Origin of the sequence: Acetobacter sp. AN02, assembly GCF_029759835.1 — a bacterium.
In the GTDB taxonomy this organism is placed as follows: domain Bacteria; phylum Pseudomonadota; class Alphaproteobacteria; order Acetobacterales; family Acetobacteraceae; genus Acetobacter.
Genome location: NZ_JAJJND010000018.1, coordinates 18,898 through 36,377, shown reverse-complemented (window position 1 = coordinate 36,377; position 17,480 = coordinate 18,898). Strand labels below are relative to the sequence as shown.

Annotated in this window: 15 protein-coding genes; 8 read left to right on the top strand and 7 right to left on the bottom strand. The window is 63.8% G+C overall.

All coding sequences use genetic code 11. The features are described from left to right. Positions 1-425: 425 nt before the first annotated feature. From LOC54_RS03750 to thrC, 5 genes are all read right to left on the bottom strand, one after another. On the bottom strand, positions 426-941 hold the full coding sequence (locus tag LOC54_RS03750; protein ID WP_279312491.1) for a hypothetical protein: 516 nt from the start codon (positions 939-941) through the stop codon (positions 426-428). A gap of 113 nt (positions 942-1,054) precedes the next feature. After that, positions 1,055-2,053 carry a Tim44 domain-containing protein gene (locus tag LOC54_RS03745; protein WP_408740284.1) on the bottom strand — a complete coding sequence of 333 codons (999 nt, stop codon included), beginning with the start codon at positions 2,051-2,053 and terminating at the stop codon, positions 1,055-1,057. A 37-nt stretch (positions 2,054-2,090) separates the two neighbouring features. Further along, complete coding sequence (locus LOC54_RS03740) at positions 2,091-3,440, bottom strand: TldD/PmbA family protein (protein ID WP_279312490.1); 1,350 nt, start codon at positions 3,438-3,440, stop codon at positions 2,091-2,093. Further along, the gene (locus LOC54_RS03735; protein WP_279312489.1) at positions 3,437-4,702 is read right to left on the bottom strand and encodes a pitrilysin family protein; all 1,266 of its coding nucleotides are present in this window, start codon (positions 4,700-4,702) and stop codon (positions 3,437-3,439) included. The genes LOC54_RS03740 and LOC54_RS03735 overlap by 4 nt, the downstream gene beginning before the upstream one ends. 61 nt (positions 4,703-4,763) lie before the next feature. Beyond that, positions 4,764-6,164, bottom strand: coding sequence for a threonine synthase (thrC, locus tag LOC54_RS03730; protein WP_279312496.1), 1,401 nt, complete (start codon positions 6,162-6,164; stop codon positions 4,764-4,766). Between the two features lie 176 nt (positions 6,165-6,340). Here thrC and LOC54_RS03725 point away from each other — a divergent pair, with 176 nt between their 5' ends. The 8 genes from LOC54_RS03725 to LOC54_RS03690 all read left to right on the top strand — a co-directional run bounded on the left by LOC54_RS03725 (position 6,341) and on the right by LOC54_RS03690 (position 14,599). Further along, positions 6,341-6,568 (top strand): hypothetical protein, encoded by a 228-nt coding sequence (locus LOC54_RS03725; protein ID WP_279312488.1) that lies wholly within the window; start codon positions 6,341-6,343, stop codon positions 6,566-6,568. Positions 6,569-6,570: 2 nt separating this feature from the next. After that, positions 6,571-7,062, top strand: coding sequence for a kinase inhibitor (locus LOC54_RS03720; RefSeq protein WP_279312487.1), 492 nt, complete (start codon positions 6,571-6,573; stop codon positions 7,060-7,062). Positions 7,063-7,077: 15 nt separating this feature from the next. Continuing rightward, complete coding sequence (locus LOC54_RS03715) at positions 7,078-8,184, top strand: DNA repair exonuclease (protein WP_279312486.1); 1,107 nt, start codon at positions 7,078-7,080, stop codon at positions 8,182-8,184. Continuing rightward, positions 8,184-10,832, top strand: a complete 2,649-nt coding sequence (locus LOC54_RS03710; RefSeq protein WP_279312485.1) for an AAA family ATPase — start codon at positions 8,184-8,186, stop codon at positions 10,830-10,832. The genes LOC54_RS03715 and LOC54_RS03710 overlap by 1 nt, the downstream gene beginning before the upstream one ends. A 116-nt stretch (positions 10,833-10,948) precedes the next feature. After that, entirely contained in the window at positions 10,949-11,788 is an 840-nt protein-coding gene (lgt, locus tag LOC54_RS03705) for a prolipoprotein diacylglyceryl transferase (protein ID WP_279312484.1), read from the top strand. A gap of 29 nt (positions 11,789-11,817) precedes the next feature. After that, positions 11,818-12,816: a class I SAM-dependent methyltransferase gene (locus LOC54_RS03700; RefSeq protein WP_279312495.1), complete on the top strand. Its 999-nt coding sequence runs from the start codon at positions 11,818-11,820 to the stop codon at positions 12,814-12,816. Further along, a complete protein-coding gene (gene pgeF, locus LOC54_RS03695; protein ID WP_279312483.1) occupies positions 12,807-13,613 on the top strand; it encodes a peptidoglycan editing factor PgeF in 807 nt (268 codons plus the stop codon). The genes LOC54_RS03700 and pgeF overlap by 10 nt, the downstream gene beginning before the upstream one ends. Next, the gene (locus LOC54_RS03690; protein WP_279312482.1) at positions 13,610-14,599 is read left to right on the top strand and encodes a hypothetical protein; all 990 of its coding nucleotides are present in this window, start codon (positions 13,610-13,612) and stop codon (positions 14,597-14,599) included. Before pgeF ends, LOC54_RS03690 begins: the two co-directional genes overlap by 4 nt. Positions 14,600-14,652: 53 nt before the next feature. Here LOC54_RS03690 and LOC54_RS03685 read toward each other — a convergent pair whose 3' ends face one another. Both LOC54_RS03685 and ftsZ read right to left on the bottom strand, forming a co-directional pair. Next, entirely contained in the window at positions 14,653-15,591 is a 939-nt protein-coding gene (locus LOC54_RS03685; protein ID WP_279312481.1) for a cupin domain-containing protein, read from the bottom strand. 348 nt (positions 15,592-15,939) lie between these two features. Further along, on the bottom strand, positions 15,940-17,439 hold the full coding sequence (gene ftsZ, locus LOC54_RS03680; RefSeq protein ID WP_279312480.1) for a cell division protein FtsZ: 1,500 nt from the start codon (positions 17,437-17,439) through the stop codon (positions 15,940-15,942). Positions 17,440-17,480 lie beyond the last annotated feature (41 nt).

The window sequence follows — 17,480 nt, the reverse complement described above, 5'->3', positions numbered from 1 at the left end:
GAACAACCTTGGCGCATCATGTCAATCGGACTGCGCAATTGGGCGCATAGGTTCTAGCAATCAATGGTTGGTATCAGTCATCATCCTCCTTAACTGACGATACGCCGTAAGGTTTGTATGCAGTAAAGAGCGCATATCACAGCCTTGGCGACGAAAAAGAAGGATATTTTTGATAATAAAAAAGGAAATTCGGATAAAATATCTAATATCAATACGGGTAATTTGATAAGTATATAAATTAATTTGAAAATTATATAAATATATTTCATATTTTATTATGAGTATGCGTTGTATACTTCAGATATATCTCGCTGCCGGAAGGTCGTATTGCAGTCATTGGCTGCCGGTGACAGGGTTTTCTGAAGGCGGTCGGGAAAGAAACATATATATTCCGGATGCTTTCCGCATTTATCGGAAGCGGGGATTCAGCCCGGATCGGCCTTGAGGCATCCGGAGAGATGACTGGCAATCCTGTCATACACGGCACGCTGTTCCTTCGGGTATGTCAGTTCGAAAATGACGTAGTGATCATTGTTTCTGATGATTTTGCTGTAGAATACTGCGTTTTTTCCATCGGTTCCGGATATGACAGCCCGGTTTCCGCGTATGACCTGATAGGTGACTTTTCCCCCGCTTTGCGTCAGCTGTCCGGATGCCAGCATGGCGTTATCGGCGATTGTCATTCTGTCGATACGATTTCTTCCGAAGACCCTTAATTCCGCTCCGTGGTCTCCGATAAATACCTGACCATCTCCGTTATCGGGCTCCCCCTGGGGTCGGATTAGGGTGGAGGGGTAGCATATCTGATACTGAAACCGTGCGTTCGCGTAGATCTTCCAGATTTCCGGCCCGTCATCAGCCCTGGCCATCGAGGTGGAAAGGATGGCGAGGAATACAGGCAGGAACAGACTGATACATTTCAGAGCACGGGAAATTTTCATAATACTCCCATGATCCGGAATGTTTTTCTTCTGGTCGGGACCCTGATTTCCTTTCCGGAAATCAGAGAAGGCCGCTGATAACGATCCCTTCCGCGGAAGGAGGGGATTTACTGTTATCTGGTCTGCTGGATGGCGGAGAGGAGCCAGGCGCCTCCGGCGGAGGGGCGGATGAAGGTCCAGACTTCGGAGACGGTGACGGGGTCTGTTGAGCTGCCCTGCAGGACGTTTCCGGTGAGGTCTGTGGTGAGGTCGATCAGGCTGTAGCGCATGGCGACGGTTGCGTAGTCGTATCCGCTTTCTGACCAGGCCTCTGCGAGGTCTCCGCTGATGAATTTTACGTCCGAGACGACGTTGCGTGCGCCGCGGCTGGCGAGGGCTGCGAGCTGCTGGTTGAAGTAGGACACCATTTCCGGGGTGGCCATGCCCTGCATGGCGCGGATGTCCTGGCTGTTCCAGGCGTTCTGGATATTCAGCAGGGTTGTCTGGAAGGACTGATAGTCCTGGGGGCCGATCTGTACGTTTCCGGAAGGTGTTGCGCCGTTTTGCGGAAAGCCGTTCTGGGGGAAACCGCCGGAGGGTGTGCCGCCCGGGGGCATGCCTCCGGGTCTGCCTGCGAAGGAGGAGAAGAGGCCGCTGCCTGCGCTGCGGTTGCCCGAGATGAGGCGCCAGAGCCAGCGGACGACCAGGATGACCAGAGCGATCTGGATCAGCAGCCAGAAGAAGCTGAACAGGCTGTGGATTCCGCCGAAGAAGCCGTGGCCGCTCAGCAGGCCGAAGAGGCCGGCTCCGAGCATTCCGCCCATGAAGCCTGTCAGGAACGGGTGACGCGGGCGGGTGAAGCCGCTGTTCATCGGTCCGGGGTAGGGCCGGTTATAGCCGTAGCCCGGTGTGCCTGGCATGGGCTGGCGCGGGGTTATGGACTGCTGCATCGGGGCCGTGCCGGTCGGGCTGGTCCGGGTTGCGGGCGGGACGCTCCATGTTCTGCTGCCCCGGCTGCCCATTGAGCCGCCCTGGCCGGGGCGTGCGTCTGCATCTGTCGGGAGCAGGGCTCCGGGCAGGACGGTCAGGGAGAGGGAGAGGGCCAGCAGGCCGGAGCGGAATCGCGGGGAAATGGGACGGTCTCCTTGGGTTTTCTGAGGCTGGCGCGGTTCAGACGCCGGCGATGCTCATATCGTCGATACGCAGGGTGGGGGCATCGGTTCCCCGGCGGAATTCCAGATCGTCCGCGGGGATGAGGCGTGCGAACATATCGGTGAGGTTTCCGGCGACGGTGAATTCCGCGACCGGTTCGGCCAGTTTTCCGTCCCGGATCATGAAGCCCGAGGCGCCGCGGCTGTAGTCTCCGGTGAGCATACTGACGGAGGAGCCCATCATTTCCGTGATGTAGATGCCTTCCGTGATGCCTGACATCAGGGCGTCGGGGGAGAGGCTGCCTGCGGCGATATACAGGTTACTGGTTGACGGCTGTGGCGGGGCGGAGGGGCCGCGTGCGGCGCGGCCGTTGGAGGAGGGGAGGGCGAGCTGTCTGGCGCTGCGGCTGTCCAGGATCCAGCACTGCAGCACGCCGTCTTCCACCAGGTGCAGCGGTCCGGCTCTGACGCCTTCTCCGTCGAACGGGCGGGAGGCGAGGCCGCGGATGCGGGTCGGGTCATCGATGACGGAGACGCCGGGGGTGAAGAGGCGTGTGCCGAGCCGGTCCTTGAGGAAGGAGGTTCCGCGGGCGACGGAGGCGCCGTTGATGGCGGCGGTGAGGTGTCCTGCGATGCTGCCTGCGACGCGCGGGTCGAAGAGCACGGTCATTTTTCCCGTGCGCGGGCGGGCCGGGTTCAGGCGGGCGACGGCGTGTTCTCCGGCGCTGCGGCCGATCCGGGCTGCGGGATCGAGATCGGCCAGGTGGACTGCTGAGTGGTAGTCATAGTCCCGCTGCATGGCGGTTCCGCTTCCGGCCAGCACGCTGACGGAGGCGGAGTGCCGGGTCCGGCTGTATGCGCCCGAGAAGCCGGCGGAGGAGGCGAGGACCAGTTCCGTGCGTCCGCACGACGCGCCTGCGCCGCTGCTTTTGGTGACGCCGGAGACGGCGAAGGCGGCGTCTTCCGCCTCTCTGGCACGGCTGAGGAGTTCTGCCGTATCGGGCTGTGCAGTATCGCTGAGGTCCATGCCCTGTGCATCGAACTCTCCGTGCAGGGCGTTTTCCGCAAGGCCTGCGAAGCTGTCTTCGGGCAGGACGCGGGCCATGGCGACGGCGCGGTCCGCGAGGTCTCTGAAGCGGGCGGGATCGAGGGTTGTGGCGGAGACGATAGCGGGTTTTTTCCCGACGAACACGCGCAGGCCGAGGTCGCAGGTTTCCGAGCGCTCGATGTCTTCGGGCTGTCCGTTACGTACGCCTGCGCTGAGGGCGAGGCTGCGGACGAAGACGGCGTCCGCGGCGTCTGCGCCGGCTCTGACGGCGGTATCGATCAGTTCCCGGACGAGGGCTGTTCTGTTCTTATCCGTGCTCATGCCGCGAGTTTCCCGCAGATGCTGTCGAGGGAGGGTACGCGGGAGATCGGGCCGAGCGTTGCCAGTGTGGGTCTGCCGCGGAACAGGCGGGTTGCGACGCGCTGGATGTCTTCTGCCGTGACGGTCTCGATTTTGCGGATGGTTTCGCTGATCGGGACGAGGCGGCCGTAGATCTGGAGCTGACGGGCGATCTGTTCGCAGCGGCTTCCGGTGCTTTCGAGTGACATCAGCAGGGAGGATTTGAGCTGCGCGCGGGCGCGGGCCAGTTCCTGGGGGGTGATGTCACGCTGGATGCGCAGGAGTTCGGCGAGGGTGACGGGGACCAGTTCCTCTGCTTCCTTCTCTCCGGTTCCGGCGTAGATTCCGAAAATTCCGCTGTCCGTGAAGGGGAGGTTGAAGGAATAGACCGAATAGACCAGGCCGCGTTTTTCCCGGATTTCCTGGAACAGGCGGGAGGACATGCCGCCGCCGAGGATGGCTGAGAGCAGCATGACTGGATAGTAGTCCGGGTCTCCGAAGCCGACGGAGGGGAAGCCGAGGACCAGGTGGGCCTGATCGAGGTCTTTTTCCTGGCGGAATTCCCCGCCTGTGTAGTGGCCTGCGTCACGCGGGGGGACAGGGCGGGATGGCAGGTCTGCGAAGTGTTTTTCCACCAGGTTCACGACGGTGTCGTGTTCGAGGTTTCCGGCGGCGGCGACGACCATGTTCTGTGTCGTGTAATGTGCGCCCATGTAGGACATGAGGGTTTCGCGCGGCATGTCCCGGATCAGGTCTTCCGTTCCGAGTGTCGGGCGGCCCATCGGCTGTCCGGCGAAGGCGGTTTCCTGGAAGTGATCGAAGATGATATCGTCGGGGGTATCGTTGGCCTGGCCGATTTCCTGGAGGATCACGCCGCGTTCGCGTTCCACCTCGTCCTGAGCGAAGGTGGAGCGGGTCAGGATGTCTCCGATGATATCGACGCCCAGTGCGAGGTCTTCCCGGAGCAGCTTGACGTAGTAGGCGGTCTGTTCCCGGGCTGTGTAGGCGTTGATGTGCCCGCCGACATCCTCGATTTCCTCTGCGATTTTCACGGCTGAGCGGGAGGTCGTGCCTTTGAAGGCCATGTGTTCCAGGAAGTGGGACACGCCGTTTTCCGCGGCCGGTTCGTTACGGGTTCCGGTGGAGACATAGGCTCCGAAGGAGACGGTTCCGACACGATCCATCCGTTCGGTGACGACCGTGAGGCCGGAGGGAAGGCGCGTCTGCCTGATCTGATCGGTCATTCTGTTCCTGGAGATATCTTCGCGGGCCGGGATGCCCGCGAAAGGGGGGGGGTGTGTCGGGTCAGTGGCTGTTCCGCAGGGTGGCGGAGCGGATGGTGTTTTCGATGTCCGGCAAGCTGTTGTCCACGACCTGGTACCGTTCCGTGCGGTCGAACAGATCGGCCAGTGCGGGCGGCAGGGCCGGGTGAATTCCGGTGGCGGTTTTCATCGCATCCGGGAATTTTGCCGGATGGGCCGTGGCCATGGCGACCATCGGGATGCCGGGTTCGCGCGCGGCGCGTCCGGCGGCGATGCCGATGGCCGAGTGCGGGTCTGCGAGGTAGCCGCTTTCCTTCCATAGTTTACGGATTTCGGAAGTGGTTGCGACGTCGTCAAGGGCAAGGCCTGAAAAGAGGGTGCGTGCGGCCTGCCAGGTCTTATCCGGCACGTCCATGTGTCCGGTGGTGCGGAATCCGGTCATGATGCGGGCGCAGACGGCGTGATCGCGGCCGAGCAGTTCGAACAGCAGGCGTTCGAAATTCGATGAGACCTGGATGTCCATCGAGGGCGAGAGGCTCGGGATGACCTCGTGCATCGTCATGTCGTTGGCGTTGAGGAACCGCGTGAGGATGTCGTTGCGGTTGGAGCCGACGCAGAGATGGCGGACGGGCAGGCCCATCTGCCGTGTGGCCCAGGCGGCGAGGATATTGCCGAAATTGCCGGTCGGGACGGCGAAGGAGACTTCGCGGTCGGGGGCGCCGAGGCTGAGGGCGGCATAGATATAGTAGGGGATCTGTGCGGCGATGCGCGCCCAGTTGATGGAGTTGACGGCGGACAGGCGCATGTCGCGGCGGAAGGGCAGGTCCGAGAACATGCCTTTGACGAGGTCTTGGCAGTCATCGAAGGTGCCGCGCACGGCAAGGTTGGTGATGTTGGCGTCCGGCACGGTTGTCATCTGCCGGCGCTGGACTTCCGAGGTGCGGCCTTCGGGGTGCAGGATCACGACGGAGAGGCGGTCGCGTCCGCGGCAGGCCTCGATGGCGGCGGAGCCTGTGTCTCCGGAGGTTGCGCCGACGATGGTGACGTGTTCGTCGCGTTCGGTCAGGACGTGATCGAACAGGCGGCCCAGGAGCTGCATCGCCATGTCCTTGAAGGCGAGCGTCGGGCCGTGGAACAGTTCCTGCACGAAGAGGCCGTCCTCAACCTGCGTGAGCGGCACGATGGCGGCGTGGTCGAAGCGGGCATAGGCTTCGCGCGCGAGGGTGAGGAGCGTGTCCTGTGAGATGCTGCCTTCGGTGAAGGGGGCGATCACGCGGGCGGCGAGTTCCGGGTAGGGCAGGCCGCGCATGGCGCGCCAGTCTTTCGCCGTGAACTGCGGCCAGGCTTCCGGCATGAAGAGGCCGCCGTCTTCGGCGAGACCGGCGAGGAGGACATCGGAGAAGGACCGGGACGCTGCCTGGCCACGGGTCGAGACGTAACGCATGGGGTTCAATATAGCGGCGAAATGCCGCTTCGCGAAGCCGGGGATGTTTGCGCGCGTGCGCGGGGGTGCCGTGCAGTGTTTTCATGCTGTTCGCGGGCTGTTTCCGGCGTGGCTCTTGCGGGATGGGGGGGCGGGCTTCATGTTCATGGGACTGTAGTCGGACAGGGAGAAAAACAGTGTCCTATGCTCTTCTTGATGCGGGCCGTGTGGCCCGTGCGGCGCGTACGTCGCTTAATGTTCTCAAGGCGGCCGGTGAGACGTCCGAGGCGCATCAGCGCAAGGTGATCATGGTGGAGCGGATTGCAGCTCTGGCGGAGGCTGCGGCGGAGTCTCCGCAGAGCGGGGGGATTACGCTGACTTCCGAGGAGTTCTGGTTGATCAGTCTGAACTGGCAGGAGGGCTGATCATGGCGTTTGTTCTGAGCAGTCCGGATTATATGAATGCTGCCGTGATGCGGCATGAGCAGGTGTTTTCCGGAATGGGGCAGACGGGGGAGAATCTCTCTCCGGCTCTGGCCTGGAGCGGCGCGCCTGAGGGTGTCCGCAGCTATGTCGTGACGATGTATGATCCGGATGCGCCGACGGGGTCGGGCTGGTGGCACTGGGTTGTGATCAATATTCCGGCGTCGGTTTCGTCTCTTCCAGAGGGTGCGGGATCGGGGAAAGGCGGTCTGCCTGAGGGGGCTGTTCAGATCCGTACGGATTTCGGGACCAGGGGCTATGGCGGTGCGGCTCCGCCGCCGGGGCGGGTGCATCGCTATGTCATTACGGTGACGGCGATTGATGTGCCGGTTCTGGAGATTCCGGAGGATTCCTCTCCGGCTGTGGTCGGGTTCATGCTGGGGCAGCATCGTCTGACCGAGGCGCGTCTGACCCTGCTTTACGGCACGAAGGGCTGAGGGTCCGGGCGGCTTATGGTGAGGATCCTGCATACGGCGGACTGGCAGCTCGGTGCGCCGTTTGCGGCTTTTCCCGAGCGTGTCCGCACGCTTCTTGCGGAGGCGCGGCTTGATGTGATCGACCGCATCGGGGCTGTCGCGCGGGAGAATGATGTCCGTCATGTGCTTGTGGCGGGCGACGTGTTTGACAGTCCTGATCCGGGCGATCGTGTGACGACGCAGGCTCTGGCGCGGATGAAGGCGGCCGGGTGTGAGTGGTGGCTCATGCCGGGCAATCACGATCATGTGCGGGGCGGGGCGCTGTGGCCGCGGCTGCGGCGGGCCGGGTCGGCCTGTGTGCATGTTCTGGACCGTCCGGAGGCGGAGGAGATGGAGGCGGGGGTGTGGGTTCTGCCTGCGCCGCTTGTGAACCGTCATACCGCCGAGGATCTGACGGCGGCGTTTGACAGGGTTGTGACGCCGCCGGGGGCGGTGCGGATCGGTCTTGCCCATGGGCCGGTGAAGGATTTCTCATCCGGCGGGCAGGGGCAGCCCAATCTTATTCCGCCGGATCGTGCGGAGCGTTCGGGTCTGGATTATCTGGCGCTGGGGGACTGGCACGGTTTTGTCCGGATCGGGCAGCGCACGGCCTACAGCGGCACGCCGGAGCCGGACCGGTTCGGGCAGGAGAAGGCGGGGCATGTGGTTCTTGCCGATGTCGGTGCGGGGCGTCTGCCTGAGATTTCAGGGATTTCTGTCGGGAGATATGTCTGGGCGGAGCGGGAGTGGCGTCCGGAATCTGCGGAGGATGTCCGGCGTGAGAAGGAGGCGGTGCTGTCCGGGGGGCGGGCGTCTTCCACGCTGCTGTCGCTGCATCTGAAAGGGGCGCTTGCTCTGGCGGCGCTTGCGGAGATGAACCGGGAGCTGGCGGATCTGGAGGATCATCTGCTGTATCTGCGGCAGCGTGATGAGATCGTGCGGCGTCCCGACGGGGGGGATCTGTCCTGTATCGGTCCGGAGGGGGCTCTGGCTCTGGCGGCGGCTCGGCTCAAGGCGCTTGCGGAGGGCGGGGATATGCGGGCCGGGCGCGCTCTGGAGCGGCTTTATACGGAGGTTCTGCGGGTTTCGGGGAGCGGGAGCTGATGAGGATTCTGTCTCTGGAGATCGAGTGGTTCCGGAAGTTCCGCGGAAAATGGAAGGTTGAGGGGTTCGGTGAGGGGCTGAACCTTCTGGCGGCAGCGAATGAGGCCGGTAAATCCACGATTTTCGAGGCCATGCGGGCGGTTCTTTTCTGTGCGGGCTGGTCCGGAAAGAGTGATCTCGTGCGGTCTTTCCAGTCTTCGGGCAGCGGGATGGCGCCGCGGGTTGCTCTGGAATTTGAGGAGAAGGGGCAGCGTTTCCGTCTGGAGAAGCAGTTTCTGAAGTCTCCGCGCTGTGTGCTGGAGGGGCCTTCGGGGAGTTTCCAGGGGGCGGATGCGGAGGCGCGGCTTGAGGATATTCTCGGGATCGGGAAGGCATCTTCGAAAACGAAGCAGATTCCGGATGTGTCTTCCGTGTCCGGGTTTATATGGGTGGAGCAGGGGGGCGGTTTTCAGCCCGGGGCTCCGGGGGAGCGGGCTCTGGAGACGATCCGCTCCGCTCTGGAGGCGGAGGCCGGATTTGTGACGGATGGTCGTCTTTATGACGGCGTGTTCCGGGAGATTACGACGGATCTCGAGAAATACCGGACGGAAAAATCCGGGAAGGTGACGGGTGCTCTTCTTACGGCTCAGAAAAAGGCTGAGCAGGCCGTGGAGTATCGCGAGCGGGCGGAGCGGCAGGCGCGCGACTATGCTGACGAGCTGGAGGCTCTGGAGGACTGTACCCGCAGGCTGGGCCTGCGCAGGCGTGAGCTGGAGGACCCGGCTCCGGAGGAGGAGCGCCGGGGACTGGAGGTGCGTCTGCGGATTGCGCGTGAGGCTGCCGGGACTTTTGAGAAGGCAGAGGCGCTGTGGAAGGAGCAGAAGGCGGTTGTTGCGGCGGCTGAGGCTGATCTGAAGGCGCTGGAGGCGGCGGAGCGCGAGGCGCGTGAGGCTGCGGCGGAGGTGGCGCGTCAGGAGGGGCTGCTTCCCGGGGTTCAGGCGCGTCTGGATGAGGCGGTGCGTCTGGCCGGGGAGAAGGACGGGCTCCGGAAACAGGCTGTTGTTGCCGAGGATCATGCTGTCCGGGCTGCGCGGTCTGTGGAGGAAGCGCATGGCGAGCGGCAGTTTCTTGACGGGTTGAGAGATGCACGGGAGCGGCTGCGGCAGCTTGCCGAGACGGATGCGCGCACGGCCCAGGCGGAGCGGGTGGTGGCTGCGGATCTTCCCGCAAAGATTACTGATCGGCTTGAGGGGCTGGAGAAGGAGGTGCTCCGGGCGGAGATTGCCGCGCAGGCGCAGGCGGTCCGGATGGAGATTGCCGTTCATGACGGAACCGGGATTCTGGTGGATGGAGAAAAAGCCGGTTCAGGGACGGTTGTTTTTCAGGATCCCGTTACTGTCCGGGTGGGGGATCATGCGACGCTGGTGATCTCTCCGCCTGAGGGGAGTGGTCGGGATGCGCTCAGGGCGCAGGAGGCAGCGGAGGCGGCTTTGCGTCAGGCTCTGGAGAAGGCGGGTGTGGCGACGGTGGCGCAGGCGCGGGCGCGGGGGGCTTCTGCGGATCGTGCGCGGCAGGATCTGGTTTTTTTGCGTGAGCGCCGGAGCGGTCTGTGTCCTGCTGACGGGCGTTGTGGTCTTGCTGCGGGGGAGGATGCGCTCCGGGCGTTCTGTGCACTGCATCATGAGCGTGAGCCTGCCGATTTTTCCGGGCAGGATCTGCCGGATCTGACGGCGTGCGGGAAGGCCGTGCAGGAGGCGCGGGTTTCGGTTCGTGAGACGCAGGCGGCGTTTGACGTGGCGGAGAACATCCGGCGGGTGGCTGCAGAAGAGGTGCGCAGGCTGCGGCAGGAGGCGGGTTTTGCGCGGCAGACGCTGGACAGGGCGCAGGAGCGGGCCATGCGGCTGCGAGAGGCGCGTCGGGAGGATGTGTCTGCGGCCGGGGCGGAGCAGGCGCGGGAGCGGCTGATGCTGCGGACGGCTGAGATGGAGCAGGCGCGGCAGAATCGCGACCGGGAGAGGCCGGAGGAGCTGGAGCGTCGGCTGGAGGGTCTGGCGCGGGCGCGGCGGCAGCTTGAGGAGGAGTGTCAGTCCCTGCGCGAACGGATTGCGGCGGCGGAGGTTCGTGTCGAGGCCGGGGGGCGTGCGGGGCTTCCCGGTGAGCTGGCGCGGGCACGGGAAGAGGAGGAGGCTGCGCGGGAGGAGCTGGAGCGTCTGACGGCGGAGGCGGACATGCTGACGCTGCTGCGCGATACGCTGCGCGAGGCGTCTTCTGAGATCAGCCGGAAATTCGCGGCCCCTGTCGCGCAGCGTAGCCTGAGATATCTGTCCAGGATATTTCCTGACTGTGAGCCGGAGTTTGATGAGACGATTGCGCTGAAGGCTCTGGGGCGGAAGGGGCAGAGCGAGGCTGTCGATACGCTCAGCCGGGGGACGCAGGAGCAGATCGCGCTGCTGACGCGGCTGGCTTTTGCCGGTCTGCTGCGTGAGCAGGGGGTTCCGGTTTCCATGATGCTGGATGATCCGCTGGTCTGGTCGGATGATCTGCGGCTGGAGGCGGCGACGGGTCTTCTGCAGGAGGAGGCGCGGATGATGCAGATCGTGCTTCTGACGTGTCACGAGCGGGCATTCCGGCATCTCGATGCGCGGCGTGTGACGCTGCGGGAGGTCTGAGGGCGGTTCACGGATGCGTGGCGGCCTGTTATGCCTTCGTTTTTCTTCGTGCCCTTTTTTCTTCGTGCCGGAGCCGTCCCGTGTTGTGACGGGGCGGTCATCAAGGAACTTCTCTTATGCTGCCCGTTCTGATGTTTCCCCAGTTCGATCCGGTTGCCGTTCATCTGGGGCCGCTGACCATCCGCTGGTATGCGCTGGCCTATATTGCCGGGATCATCCTGGGTGTGATGCTGCTCAAGCGTCTTGTGACCTGGCGTCCGGCGGCGGCGACGGTCATGCAGGCGGATGATTTTCTGGTCTGGGTGACGCTGGGTGTCGTCCTGGGCGGGCGGCTCGGTTATGTTCTGTTCTATCAGCCGGGGTTTTATCTGGCGCATCCGCTGATGGCGCTGGAGGTCTGGCATGGCGGCATGTCGTTTCATGGCGGGTGTCTGGGTGTGGTTCTGGCTCTGGCCCTGTTCTCCTGGAAAAACGGCCTGAGTTTTCTGGCCTTTTCCGATCGTGCGACGGTGTGTGTGCCGATTGGTCTGGGATTCGGGCGGCTGGCGAATTTCATCAACGGCGAGCTCTGGGGGCGTCCGGCCAGTCCTGATCTGCCCTGGGCGATGATCTTTCCCACCGGCGGTCCGGTGCCGCGGCATCCTTCCGAGATTTATGAGATGCTGACGGAGGGTGTGCTTCTGTTTACCGTGCTGTTTCTTGCGGCCCGGAAGCAGAGCATTCGTGAGCGGCCCGGATTTCTGGCGGGGATGTTTCTGGCGGGTTATGCCTGTGCGCGGATTTTCTGTGAGCATTTCCGGGAGCCGGATGCGTTTTTAGGGTATTTTTCCTTCGGGATTACGATGGGTCAGATCCTGAGCATTCCGATGATGCTGGCCGGGATCGGGCTTATGGTTCATGCGCGGATTAAGCCGCCTTATGCCGGGATTGCGGAGCCGGAGGCCGGTGCGGCGTGAGCGGCGCTCCCGAGCGTCTGGACCGGTTCATGGGGCGGGCCAATGCGGCCTATTATGCGTCCCGTGATCCGTTTTCCGATTTTGTGACATCGCCTGAGATATCGCAGATTTTCGGGGAGATTCTCGGGGCGTGGGTGGCTGTCGTGCGGCAGTCCCTGCCTGCGGGCGCGTTCTGTCTGGCGGAGGCGGGGCCGGGGCGTGGTACGCTGATGAGCGACGTGTTGCGGGTTCTTTCCCGCGTGCCGGGCGGGCTGTCGGGTGTGTCGGTTCATCTTGTCGAGACGTCTTTGCGGCTGCGGGAGGTGCAGAAGCAGGCTCTGGCCCGGTTTGATGTTCCGGTGATCTGGCATGACGCGGTGGAGGAGCTGCCGGAGCAGCCGTTTGTTCTGCTGGGGAATGAGTTTCTGGATGCGCTGCCGGTGCGGCAGTTCGTGCGGTCCGGTGCGGGCTGGCGGGAGCGGTTCGTGCAGGGGGCGGACTGGGTTCTGTGTCCGGCGGAGGATGTGCCGCCCGAGCTTGCCGGGCGTGAGGCGGGTGAGGGTGAGATCGTGGAGATCAGCCCGCTGAGCCTTGCTGCGGTCGGGCGGCTCGGGCGGGTGCTTTCGCGTGTGCCGGGGGTTGTTCTGCTGTGTGATTACGGCACCTCGCGCAGTCTTCCGGGGGATTCGCTTCAGGCATTGCGAGGCGGGCGTCCGGCGGATCCGCTGGAGCATCCGGGGGAGGCTGATCTGACGGCGCATGTGGATTTTCAGGCTGTCGCGCAGGCGGCCGTGTCTGCCGGGGCCGTGGCCTGTGCCTCCGTAACGCAGGGGCGGTTTCTGGAGGTGCTTGGCGCGCGGGTGCGTCTGGCGCAGCTGTGTCAGGCGGCGCCTGAGGAGGCGGCGGGGCTGACGGCTGGTCTGGACAGGCTGATGGCGCCGGACCGGATGGGTCATCTGTTCAGGGTTCTTGTGCTGCACAGTCCGGGGCTGCCTGTGCCGCCGGGCTGTTCTGCCGGTACGGATGCGGGAGAGAGTGAATGGGGATGATACCGGCTGATGCCGTTCTGCAGGCTTCGCTTCTGGCGCGGACGGGGGTGCGGCACGGGTTTTTCACGCGTCTGGGCGGGGTGTCGTCCGGTCCTTATGCCAGTCTGAACTGTTCGATGCGGTCCGGGGATGATCCTGAGAATCTGCGGGAGAACCGCAGGCGTGTGGCGGAATTTCTGGAGGTCGGGCCGTCTTCCCTGCTGGGTGTGACGCAGGTTCACGGGTGCGGGGTTGTGCGGGCGACGGTGCCCTGGGCGTCGGGTCCGGAGGCGGATGCGCTGGTGACGGCGGTTCCGGAGCTTGCCATAGGCGTGATCACGGCGGATTGCGGGCCGGTTCTGTTTGCGTCGCGCGATGGTCGTGTTGCGGGGGCGGCGCATGCGGGCTGGCGCGGTGCGGCGGGGGGGGTTCTCGAGGCGACGCTGGAGGCGATGACGGAACTGGGGGTGCGTGCGGAGGATGTTCTCGCGGTGGTTGGTCCGTGTATCGGTCCGGCGTCCTATGAGGTCAGTGATGACATGCGCGATGAGGTTCTCGGGCTGGATGGTGCCGCCGCCTCGTTTTTTGCGGACGGGAAGAGGGCCGGGCATTATCAGTTTGATCTGCCGGGATATTGTGCCGCGCGGCTGCGCCGGGCCGGGGCTGGCGAGATTGAGGTGACGGGGGCTGATACACTGGCGGATGAGGCGCGGTTCTTCAGCCACCGGCGGAGGACGCTGGCGGGTGGCGGGCAGATCGGCCATCAGATTTCGGCCATTGCACCGGCGAAAACAGTGCCGGTAAAAGCTCTGTCATGATGAAGATATCGTCTTTTCTCCGTCGTCCCGGGTGTGCCGTCGCGCCTGTTCTCTGTCTGATGCTGACGGCCTGTCTGGATACGTCCCATCCGTTCCGTGATCCGGGGAAGCTCGGGCAGGAGCTGGCGGGGAATCCGCCGCCGTCGCGTCTGGATATTCCGGCTGTCGCGCCGGCGGGGCTTCCTGCCGAGGCCGGGCCTGTCTGGGCGCAGGAGCTGGCGGCGGGTCTTCTGCAGCAGACGGTTCCGGCGATGGCCCAGGGCGTGCGTCCCGGGGACTGGTGGCTGCGGCTGGGTGCGGATGTCCGGGGTGGTCAGGTTGTGCCGCTTTATACGGTGATGACGCCGCAGGGGCACGAGCGTGCGACGGAGGAGGGGCTTCCGGTTCCTCTGGAGGTCTGGACGCATGCGGACGGGAGTGTTGTGAAGGCCATATCGGCGGATGCTGTTCCGAAGGTGACGGCGGTTCTGACGGGGATTCAGGCGGCTGTGATGCAGAAGGACCCGCAGAGTCTGATGCACCGGCCGGCGCGGATTTACTTCTCCGGTGTGGAGGGTGCGCCCGGCGACGGGAATATCTCGCTGGCGCGGGCGTTTGTCGCATCCATGCGCGGGGCGAGGGACATTGTTCAGACGACGCCGGGTAATCCTGATTATACGCTGCATACGAAGGTGAAGCTGTCGAAAGGTCCGGCCGGTTCTAGGGCGCATCCGACGCAGAGCATCGAGATTGCCTGGCGTGTGACGGATAAAAAGGGCTCTGAGGTCGGGATTGCGACCCAGCTTCATGACATCGACGCGCATTCCCTTGACGGATACTGGGGGGATGTGGCGTTTGCGGCCGCGCAGGAGGCGGCGCAGGCTGTTGAGGAGATGATCAGCCGTTATTCCGGGCGGAATAACAAGCCTGTTCCTGATCCTGCGGACGGGAAGGCAGCGCCGCCGCCGGAGAAGAAGGCAGAGAGCGGGGTTCCGGCTTCCAGGTGAGGGAGAGGTGTGACCGGAGGGCTCCGGTCACGTTCTGATGTCGACCTTGGGGTTCAGGTGAACCGGATGTCCAGGGTGCGGAGGTAGGTCTGCAGTCCTGCGTCCTGGATCGGGATCAGGCGGGCTTCCGATCCGGATTCATTGAAATGTGCGTGCCAGTATCCCGGCGGGGTGACGAAGGCGCAGCCTGCTTCCCAGTCCACGCGGACGGGGTTTCTGATCTGACTGTTATCGTCCAGTTCGGCACCGACCAGCGAGTAGCAGCCCGGTTCGCATGCGGCGATATAATCGAGTGCGATGGACTGGTGGCGGTGGGGTTTCTGCGAGGTTCCGGCTCCGATGGTTCCGTACATGGCCCAGAGCGTGTGGGTGACCGTGCGTGTCAGCGGAAATTCATCGGCGGCCAGGAGCACGCTGATGCGGCTGCGTTCTGCGGCGGCGGGGGCATTTTTTGCCTGTTCGAGTTCTCTGTCCGCGTCCTCGGCGCGGAAGAGGACCGGCCGGAAGCGTGCCTTATCGGCATGGACGCCGAGATAGGTGAGCAGCGGGGCATCGTGTACGGCGTAGAGTGCGGCGTCGGCTGATGCGCTGAGCGTGATGCCGCCGACAGCGGGGACGGCAAAGAAATCGCCGTGTTTCCATTCGAAATCGGAGGCGTCGCAGATGGCGCGGCCTTTGCCGCGGATGGCGTAGAAGACGATTGAGGTGGCGTCAGGCGTCATCCGCAGCGTGTCGCCTGCGTTGATCCGCACGAAATTCGCGCACAGACCGGGTCCGGTGGCCGGTCCGGGGCATCTGAGTTCTTCGCTGAGATCGAGCGGGATGATCCGGCTTTCCCCTTCAGCATAGAGTGAGGGCGGGAAGAAATGGCAGGGGACGCGGGGCGTCAGGCCGGGTCGGATCGGATTTGCAGCTTTGCTGTATTCGTAGAAATGACCTGATGCGACGGCGGTGCGGGCATCGCTGTTACGGTCGAGCGTGAGGGTGTCCATTGCGGTCTCCATTGTCAGCGGAGCCGGATAATCTTTCAGGGTCTGCGGAAGGCCGTGCAGGCGCTGTGTCCGGCGATAGGTTCGGAGCAGAGACGCGATCTTTTTGATTCTGTTTTACGGTCTCTGAGGAGGAATCCCGGAGCGGACAGGATCGTGAACCCGTCCGTCAGGGCTTCTTCCTGATCTGAGAATAAATGATATTCAGAAGACTTTCACGCAGAAAAACTATGTTATAATCTTCTAAGGGCAGCGGAGTGTTCACGTTCTGCTGATCCCGGGGGTGTGTGCATAAAAAAACAGGCCCCGGGAGTGCCTGAGCCTGTTTCTTCAGAAGGTTTTTTACGGGCCTTACTGGGGGCGGCGCATGAAGGCCGGAATATCCAGGCTGCCGTCTTCCCCGTCTGCCGGTTTGACGACCGGCTGGGTCTGGGGCTGTGAAGGCTGAACATGCGGCTGCTGCTGCACCGGCTGCGGATGCTGCATGGTCTGGTGAGGCTGCTGCATCTGCGGTGCGGGGTCCGGCTGGCGGCGGCTTGCACCGGTCATCCAGCTGAAGATCCCACGCGGAGCCGCCGGCGGGGGCTCGGGCTGGCGCGTATGGGCAGCCGGGCGTCCTGCGTCCGTGAACAGTCCGGCGCGCGGAGACGGTGTGCGCTGCGGTGCGCCGGGTGCGCCTGCGGGGGGCTGTACGCCCTGGGGCATGGCGAAATTCGGTGCCGGGCGGGGCGCACCATGGGCGGCGCCTGCCTGCGGCATCGGGATATTGACCGGTTTCGGCTCTGAGGGGTGTGCCTGCGGGGCCGTGAACTGGGTCTGTGCACCCTGCTGTCCGGCCGGGAACTCCTCCTGCGGAGCTTCCGCCGGATCGGCTTTGGGCGCGAGATCGATGCCTGTGGCGACCACGGAGACGCGGATACGGCCTTCGAGGGAATCGTCGATGGCGGAGCCGAAGATGATGTTTGCGTCTTCCGCGACTTCTTCGCGGATACGGTTGGCGGCCTGGTCCACCTCGAACAGGGTCATGTCTTCCCCGCCCGTGATGTTGATCAGCAGGCCGCGTGCTCCGCCCATGGACGTGTCTTCCAGGAGCGGGTTGGAGATGGCGAGTTCGGCGGCCTGGCGGGCGCGGTCCTCACCCGAGGCTTCGCCCGTGCCCATCATGGCCTTGCCCATTTCGGCCATGACGGTGCGGATATCCGCGAAGTCCAGATTGACGAGGCCCGGGGCCATCATCAGGTCGGTCACGCCGCGTACGCCCATATAGAGCACGTTATCGGCCATTTTGAACGCTTCTTTGTAGGTCGTGCGTTCGTTGGCCATGCGGAAGAGATTCTGGTTCGGAATGACGATCAGCGTATCGACATACTGCTGAAGCTCGGCAATGCCTTCCTCTGCGGCTTTTGCGCGGCGCGGTCCTTCGAAGCTGAAGGGCTTGGTCACGACGCCGACGGTCAGGATGCCGCGCTCGCGGGCCATACGTGCGATGATCGGGGCTGCGCCCGTGCCGGTCCCGCCGCCCATACCGGCCGTGATGAAGACCATGTGGCAGCCATCGATCTGGCGCAAGACCTCATCCGCGGCTTCTTCGGCTGCGGCACGTCCGATTTCCGGCTTTGCTCCGGCCCCGAGTCCCTGGGTGAGGTGCGGTCCGAGCTGGATGCGGCGGTCCGCGCGGCTGTGCATCAGCTGCTGCGCGTCGGTATTGGCGACGACGAACTCAACCCCCTGCAGATTTGCCGCGATCATGTTGTCGACCGCGTTCGTTCCGCCGCCCCCGACGCCGATCACCGTGATTTTCGGTGAGAAGTCAGAGTGAGACGGGGGCGGAACGGTGAGGTTGAGGGTCATTCGATACTCCTGATGGGGCGGGAATGTATTTCAGGAAGTGA